Source organism: Rathayibacter sp. SD072, from assembly GCF_017355185.1.
GTDB lineage: Bacteria > Actinomycetota > Actinomycetes > Actinomycetales > Microbacteriaceae > Rathayibacter.
On sequence record NZ_JADILJ010000083.1, the window covers coordinates 1 to 7293 of the forward strand.

The following is a 7293-nucleotide window of genomic DNA, read 5'->3' on the forward strand; positions in this document are numbered from 1 at the left end:
CGCAGGTGTCGGGGACTCTGACGGCTCTCGACGACGAGGGTGCTCACCTCCGTCTCGCTCCTGCTGGCCACTCAACGAGGGTTCTCTTTCGGAGCGAGGAGACGGTTCTGGCTCGTGCCGGCGACAGGGTCGGCTTATCGGGGTGAAGACTCTGCTGGTCTAGTCGACGCCCAGGCGGGGCGGCTCCTGTCCGTGAACGACGAAACGCCGACCCGGAGCACACCGGGTCGGCGTTTCGTCGTTAGCGGTCCACTACTCGAGGAGCTTGCCTGCGGTGGCGACCTCGCGGATGAGGGACTGGATCTCCTCGGGGACTGCGGGGATCTCCTCGCGGGTGATGCCCGTCGAGGGCGACCAGACGAGGTTCACCTGCAGGGCCGGGTCCAGGTCCGGGTAGTCGCTGCGGTTGTGGCAGCCACGGCTCTCGCGGCGCTCGAGCGCCGCTTCGAGGGTGGCCCGCGCCGCCATGGCCGCCGACTTGAGGTCGAAGGCGTGCGCGAGGTCCTGGAAGCCGGCGATGTCCGGGTGCACCCCGATGTCGGCGATGCGCGCCTCGATCGCGTCGAGCTCGGCGAGACCGGTCAGCAGCCCCGCCTCGTCGCGGACGACTCCGGCGTGCTCGGTCATCGTGTTGCGGATCGCGCGCTGCAGGGCGCGGACGTTCTCGGTGCCGTCGGCAGCGAGCAGATCCGCGATCTCGTCGCGCGCCACCTGGAGTGAGGCGGTCGAGCGGGTCTGCGCCTTCAGTGAGGCGGAGTACTTCGCGGCGGCCTGTCCGACGATCCGGCCGAAGACGAGGAGCTCGATCAGCGAGTTGCCGCCGAGCCGGTTCGCGCCGTGCAGACCGCTGGACGCCTCGCCGATGGCGTAGAGCCCGGGGACGTCCGTGCTGTGATCGTCGGACCGGACCCAGACCCCGCCCATCGAGTAGTGCGCGGTCGGCGCGATCTCGATCGGGTCCTTCGTGATGTCGAGCATCTGCAGCTCGAGCATGGTCTGGTACACGCGGGGGAGCCGGGTCATGATCGTTTCGCGAGGCAGGTGCGAGACGTCGAGCCAGACTCCGCCGTTCGGCGTGCCGCGACCCTCCTTGATCTCGGTGTAGCAGGCCAGCGCGACGCGATCGCGGGTGGAGAGCTCGAGCCGCTCGGGGTCGTACTTCCCCATGAAGCGCTCACCGAGTCCGTTGCGCAGGATGCCGCCCTCGCCGCGCGCCGCCTCGGAGATGAGGGTGCCGGCCGCGTTCTCGGGCTCGATGATGCCCGACGGGTGGAACTGCACCAGCTCGGGATCACGCAGGCGACCGCCGGCCTCGACGGCCAGGCGGAAGGAGTCTCCCGTGTTCTCGTCGCGGCGCGAGGACGTGCGGCGCCAGATGCGGTTGTGCCCGCCGGCGGCGAGGATCACCGCGTCGGCGTGGATGAGGTAGCGGGTGCCGTCGACGAGGTCGAAGCCGTAGGCGCCGAAGACGGCTCCGTCGTCGTTGACGAGGATGCGCGTGACGTAGACGGTGTCGAGGATCGGGATCTCGAGCTGCGCGGCGCGGTTGACGAGCGTGCGCTGGATCTCGAGGCCGGTGTAGTCGCCCGCGAAGGCGGTGCGGCGGTAGGTGTGCGCACCGAAGAAGCGCTGGGAGATGCGTCCGTCGTCCTCGCGGGCGAACGGCATGCCGTAGCGCTCGAGGTCCTGGATGCCGCGGGCGGCGTTCGAGGTGACGATCTCGACGGTGTGCGGGTTGGCGAGCAGGTACGACTCGGTGATCGTGTCGGCCGCGTGCTGCTGCCAGCTGTCGTCGGGGTCCATCGTGGCGAGAGCGGCGTTGATCCCACCGGCGGCGAGCGAGGTGTGCGCGTCCGACTTCGAGCGCTTGCCCAGCGCGAGGACGTCGACGCCGGCCTCGGCCAGCTCGATCGCGGCGCGCAGGCCCGATCCGCCCGTGCCGATGACGAGGACGGAGGTGGAGATCCGACGCTCCGGAGTGGTGGTGGCTGAAGTGGTCATGTCCCCACGCTAGGTTTCGCTCCTCGATTACTCCAATGCATATATCGCCTCCGGACCATGCGCTTAGGGTATGACCATGAACCTCGAGCAGCTGACCGGATTCATCGAGGTCGCGCGCCTCGGCAGCTTCACCCGCGCGGCCGAGGAGCTGCACCTGGCGCAGCCCTCGCTGAGCCGGCAGATCGCCTCACTGGAGCAGGATCTGGGCTCGGAGCTGTTCCACCGCTCCCGCGGGGGCAACACCCTCACCCCGGCCGGCGAGCTCCTCCTGCCGCTCGCGCGGCGCATGCTCGCCGACGCGGAGTCGGTGCGCCGCGAGCTGGCGGAGCTGGCCGGACTCGAGCGCGGACGGGTGCGCTTCGGCGCACCTCCGACCCTCTGCATCAGCCTCGTCGCGGAGGTGCTGCACGCGTTCCACGCGGCTCACCCCGCCATCGAGCTGCACCTCGCCGAGGACGGATCGCGGAGCCTCTTCGACCGCCTCGCGCGGGGCGAGCTCGATCTCGCGCTCGTGACGACGTCGACCGCGGCGTCCGTCGGCGCCTTCACCGTGACTCCGCTGCTCGTCGAGGAGCTCGTCGTCGTCTCCTCCGCCGCGGAGCCCGCGCTGGCGGAGTCGGGCGCCCTGGACCTCGCGGCGGTGTCCCGCCTCCCGCAGATCGTCTTCAACTCGAGCTACGACCTGCGCCGCACGACGGACGCCGCGTTCGCGGCGGCCGGCCTGAGTCCCGACGTCGTGCTGGAGGGAGCCGAGATGGACGCGGTGCTGCGCTTCGCCGAGCGGGGTCTCGGCATCGCGATCGTCCCGGCGATGGTGCTGCAGGGCCGGCCGGGGCTGCGATCGATCCGGATCGAGGAGACCGCGTCGGAGCGGCCGCAGCTCACGCGGACGATCAGTCTGGCGAGGCCGGCGGACCTGGCGCCGACGGCGGCGGTGCAGGTGATGCAGCGGACGATCGCGGCGACGGCACGGGCCTTCGCGGCACAGGCGGGCGGGACGATGCGGGTGGCGGAGGGTCACGGGGCGTCGGGGAGGACGTCGCCGTGACGACAGGTGCGCCGCCGCAGGGTGTCCCTGCGGCGCGGCGCTGACGTCCGCCGGCACGAGAGAGGGGCCCCTGGATGGGGACCCCTCGGTCGTCGTGCAGGACTTCCTAGTCGGTCAGACCGTCACCTCACCTCACGGCCGGGTCGAGTCGTACAGGGGACCGTCGTCCTTCGCCGCGGCTCCCCGCTGGTCGTGAGGCACCGAGACCTGCACGGTGCCCGAGCAGGTTCCGCCGTTGCCGTCAGCCGCGGTGAACGAGACGTGGTAGACGCGACCGTTGCCGGGGACCTTCGGGGATCCGCTGCGCTCCGCTCGGATCAGGGCCGTGCTCGTTCCGACGCCCGCGCCGTCGACGGCGGTGCTGCCGTCGCCCGCGGTGTTGACCGGCTCATCCTGGTAGATGGACGTGACGGTGACGGTGACGGGGTCGCCGTCGGGATCGGTGATCCCGGTGATGGTGACCGGGACCAGCTTGTGGTTCGGCGGCCACACCGACGGGCCGGCCGTCGCGGTCGTGCAGACCGGCGGCAGGTTGCGGAGCTCCCAGATCGCCTCGGCCGTGGCGGTGCGGATGTCGCCGTCATCGTCGAAGCTCGCCGAGATCGAGTCGGTGCCGGCGACGGTGCCGACGTAGCTGAAGACGGCTCGACCGTCCGCATCGGTCGTCGCCGTCCCGGTGGCGGTGTTCGCACCGGTGACCTGGAACGTGACGAGCTCGCCCGCTACCGGGTTCCCGTCACCGTCGAGGACGGTGGCGGTGACGGTGTGGGTCGCGCCGACGTCGAGCGTCGCCGTGGCCGGGTCGAGGGTGATCGCTCCGGGGAGGACGACGTTCGCGCCGCCGAGCGCTGCGGCCTCACCGGTGACGGCGTTCGTCGCGAGGACGGAGAGGAAGGCGGGGAAGGTGTCGTACTCGTCGTGCCAGCAGCAGATGTCGAGCGCGTCGGTGATCCCGATCTCGAGGCCGTCGGCGGTGGGGGTGATGTCGCGGTACTGGTCGGGGAAGCTGAAGGTGAACGATCCCAGCCCGCTGATGTAGCCGTAGGGCTGGCTGAGCCCCTGCTGGTTGAATCCGAGCAGTCCGCGTCCGGAGTTCACGTAGTCGGCGATGTCGATCCGCCGCTCGGTGAAGAGGTTGTTCTCGGCCTCGGTGATACCGCCGCAGGTGTCGAGCGAGGAACTGGCCACCGCGACCATCTGGTACGGAGCGAAGTCCGCCGTCGTGATCTCGGCGCCGTTCAGGTAGTCGATCGTCTCCGCCGTCTCGACACCGATCGCGTCCCAGAACACTCCGGCATCGCAGCCGTTCGCTCCGATCACGGCGATGCCGTCGCCGCCGGAGCTCTCGGCCAGGATGCTCTCGACCACGTCGACGTAGACGCTCAGGGGGCCGTGACCGCCCGGCCCTCCGTCCTCGGCGTCGATGCCCATCAGCACCACCGGTCCGCCGCTGGTCGCCGCGGCGGCCGCGCCGGCCCCCAGTGGCATCAGTGCGGCGGAAGTCAGCAGCGCGATGGCTGCAGCGGCGATTCGGCCGCGTGTCGTGGCTGTCATCTTCTCTCCTTCGAGAAGCCGAGGGCACCGTTCGGATCGGTGTGCTACTCGGGCACCTGACCGTAGCGCCGAGGGAGATGCGGTCGATAGTGCACCTGGAGACCGATTTCACCCCGTATCCACCCCCAGTACACGGGTTCATAAGGCAATGGATTCCTCATTCGACCGGCCGGAAGGGTGGCAGAGGACGGCGATGACTGCACCAGGCGGTGTGCTTCCGGCCCGACGACGAACGCGCGGGAACCGCTCCGAACGCTCGTCGAGGCGGATGGGCACACGTCCGAACCGCATTCGGCGGGCTCCGACTCCCCTCGGTCGAGCGCGGTTCCTTCAGGCCGAGGACTCGCGCGGAACGAGCCGCACCGGCATCCGCCGGACGCCCGGAGTGGCTCCGCCGCGGATCGCGTGCGACAGCTCCTCCGCCGCGGCGCGGCCCAGGGTCTCGAGCTGCATGTCGATGCTCGAGAGCGGGGGGCGGGCCGCCTCGACGAGCAGGTCCCAGTTGTCGAAGCCGACCGCCGCGACGTCGCGGGGGACGCGGCGGCCGCTCTCGCGGAGGTGGTCGAGGGCGCCGCGGGCGATCTGGTCGCTCGCGCAGATGAGGGCGTCGAGATCGGGGTGGGCGTTCACGAGCTCCTCCGCGCACTGGCGGCCCCAGCTCTCGGACCACTGGCCGTAGAGGACGTCGCCGCCGACCAGCGGCAGGCCCGCCTCCGTCAACGCCTCCTGGACGCCGGCGGCGCGGTCGCGGGCGGCGGCGTAGCTGGGCTCGCCGTTGATGAGGGCGATGCGGCGGCGGCCCCTCTCGACGAGGTGGCGGGCGGCGAGGACACCGGCCTGCGCGTTGTCGGGGGTGAAGGACGAGTCGGCGGGATCCTCGGAGGGGGCGTACGCGTAGACGACGGGCACGGGGATCGTGCTCGTGATCGAGGGGCGCGAGTTGGTCGTGCGACCGAGGACCACGATGCCGTCCACGCGCTTGGCGAGCAGGTTCTTGATGTGGTGCTGCTCGCGGACGGCGTCGCCGCGGGCGTCGCAGAGGAGCACCGAGGTGGAGCCGGCACCGAAGGCGTCCTCGGCGCCGAGGAGGACCGGGAGCACGAAGCGGTTGTCGAGGTCGCTGGTGAGCATGCCGATCGTGCCGGTGCGCGTCGAGTTCAACGCCTTCGCGAAGGGGTTCGGCGTGAAGGAGAGCGAGGTGGCGGCGTCGAGGACTCGCTGACGGGTCTCGGCGCGGACCTGATCGCGGTTGTTGAGCGCCTTCGACGCGGTGGCGACCGAGACTCCGGCGACCCGTGCCACGTCGGTCAGGGTGATGGTGCCAGTGGGCTTGCGCGGGGTCACGGCGTCCTCCGATCGGCGGCGCTGGTCGGCGCTCCGCACGATCCTCGCATGGAAACCGAAAAGACCGAAACGATCACGTCTCTTGACGCAGCCCCCGTCGATGCCTAGGTTCAACGGCAGAAAGTAGTTTCGGTGCCGCGGTGAAGCGGACCGGCGACCCGTCAACGACGAAGGGATCATCTCGTGAGGACGAGGAAGTACGCACGGGGCCTCAGCGCCGCCGTCGCTCTGGGAGCGGCCGCGGCCGTGCTGACCGGCTGCGCGGGAGGCTCGGGAGGCGACTCCACCTCGGCCGCCGGGGGCACCTACACGTTCTGGGACCCGTACCCCCAGTTCGACGAGAGCAGCGACTGGGCCACCCTGATCGACGCCTGCGGCACGGAGGCGGGCGTGAGCATCGAGCGCACCGGGTACGACACCACGGACCTCACGAACAAGGCGCTGCTCGCCGGGCAGCAGGGGAACTCGCCCGACATCCTGCTCGTCGACAACCCTGTCGTGTCCACGCTGGCCGAGTCGGGCATCCTGACGACCACCGCCGAGAACGGACTCGAGACCGGTGGCATCGACGCGAACATCCTGGCCGCGGGCGAGGTCGACGGCGACACCTACGGCGTCCCGATCGGAGCCAACACGCTCGCGCTGTACTACAACACGGCGGTGCTCGCGGCGGCCGGAGTGGACATCGCCTCGGTCACCGACTGGGCGAGCCTGACCGAGGCGCTCGCGAAGGTCACCGCCTCGGGCGGCAAGGGCATCACGTTCTCGGGCATCGGCACCGAGGAGGGGAGCTTCCAGTTCCTCCCGTGGTTCTGGGGATCGGGCGCAGAGCTCACCGAGCTCGACTCGCCGGAGGCCGTCGAGGCCGTCTCGCTCTGGACCGACTGGGTGCAGAAGGGCTACGCGCCCGACTCCGTCATCGGCAACACGCAGACGACGAGCTGGCAGGAGTTCGAGACCGGCGAGTACGCGTTCGGCGAGAACGGGACCTGGCAGCTGGCCAATGCGAAGGCGTCCGGCATCGACTACGGGATCCTGACCATCCCCGCGATCGACGGCGGCTCGGCTCCGGCACCGACCGGAGGCGAGTTCCTGACGATCCCGGTGCAGGACGACGACGCGCGCTACGAGACCACCGCGGCGATCGCCGAGTGCCTGACGTCGACCGACAACCTCGTCACCACCGACACGACGCTCTCGTACATCGCGCCGACCGCGGACGCCCAGGCGGCGCAGGTGGCGGCGAACGCCGACCTCGAGCCGTGGGTCGAGGCGGTGCAGGCCGCGAAGGGCCGCACCTCCGACAACCTCGGCACGCAGTACCCGCGCATCTCGGAGCAGCTCTG

General features: G+C 70.6%; 5 protein-coding genes. 2 read left to right on the forward strand and 3 right to left on the reverse strand.

All coding sequences use genetic code 11. From position 1 onward, the window contains the following. Positions 1–252: 252 nt before the first annotated feature. Positions 253–2001 carry an L-aspartate oxidase gene (locus tag IOC53_RS18240; RefSeq protein WP_207407985.1) on the reverse strand — a complete coding sequence of 583 codons (1749 nt, stop codon included), beginning with the start codon at positions 1999–2001 and terminating at the stop codon, positions 253–255. A 70-nt stretch (positions 2002–2071) separates the two neighbouring features. On the opposite strand from IOC53_RS18240, the gene IOC53_RS18245 reads away from it, so the two are divergent. Continuing rightward, on the forward strand, positions 2072–3049 hold the full coding sequence (locus IOC53_RS18245; protein WP_207407987.1) for a LysR family transcriptional regulator: 978 nt from the start codon (positions 2072–2074) through the stop codon (positions 3047–3049). 132 nt (positions 3050–3181) lie between these two features. On the opposite strand, the gene IOC53_RS18250 is transcribed toward IOC53_RS18245, so the two are convergent. Next, positions 3182–4603 (reverse strand): Ig-like domain-containing protein, encoded by a 1422-nt coding sequence (locus tag IOC53_RS18250; RefSeq protein WP_207407989.1) that lies wholly within the window; start codon positions 4601–4603, stop codon positions 3182–3184. Between the two features lie 330 nt (positions 4604–4933). After that, entirely contained in the window at positions 4934–5947 is a 1014-nt protein-coding gene (locus IOC53_RS18255) for a LacI family DNA-binding transcriptional regulator (RefSeq protein ID WP_307786257.1), read from the reverse strand. 183 nt (positions 5948–6130) lie between these two features. Here IOC53_RS18255 and IOC53_RS18260 point away from each other — a divergent pair. Beyond that, a partial coding sequence (locus IOC53_RS18260) for an extracellular solute-binding protein (RefSeq protein WP_207407994.1) occupies positions 6131–7293 on the forward strand: 1163 nt, incomplete at its 3' end.

Excerpts from the sequence above, each read along its gene's own strand:
- IOC53_RS18240 (WP_207407985.1), bottom strand. The coding sequence starts at position 2,001 with ATGACCACTTCAGCCACCACCACTCCGGAGCGTCGGATCTCCACCTCC.
- IOC53_RS18245 (WP_207407987.1), top strand. The coding sequence starts at position 2,072 with ATGACCATGAACCTCGAGCAGCTGACCGGATTCATCGAGGTCGCGCGC.
- IOC53_RS18250 (WP_207407989.1), bottom strand. The coding sequence starts at position 4,603 with ATGACAGCCACGACACGCGGCCGAATCGCCGCTGCAGCCATCGCGCTG.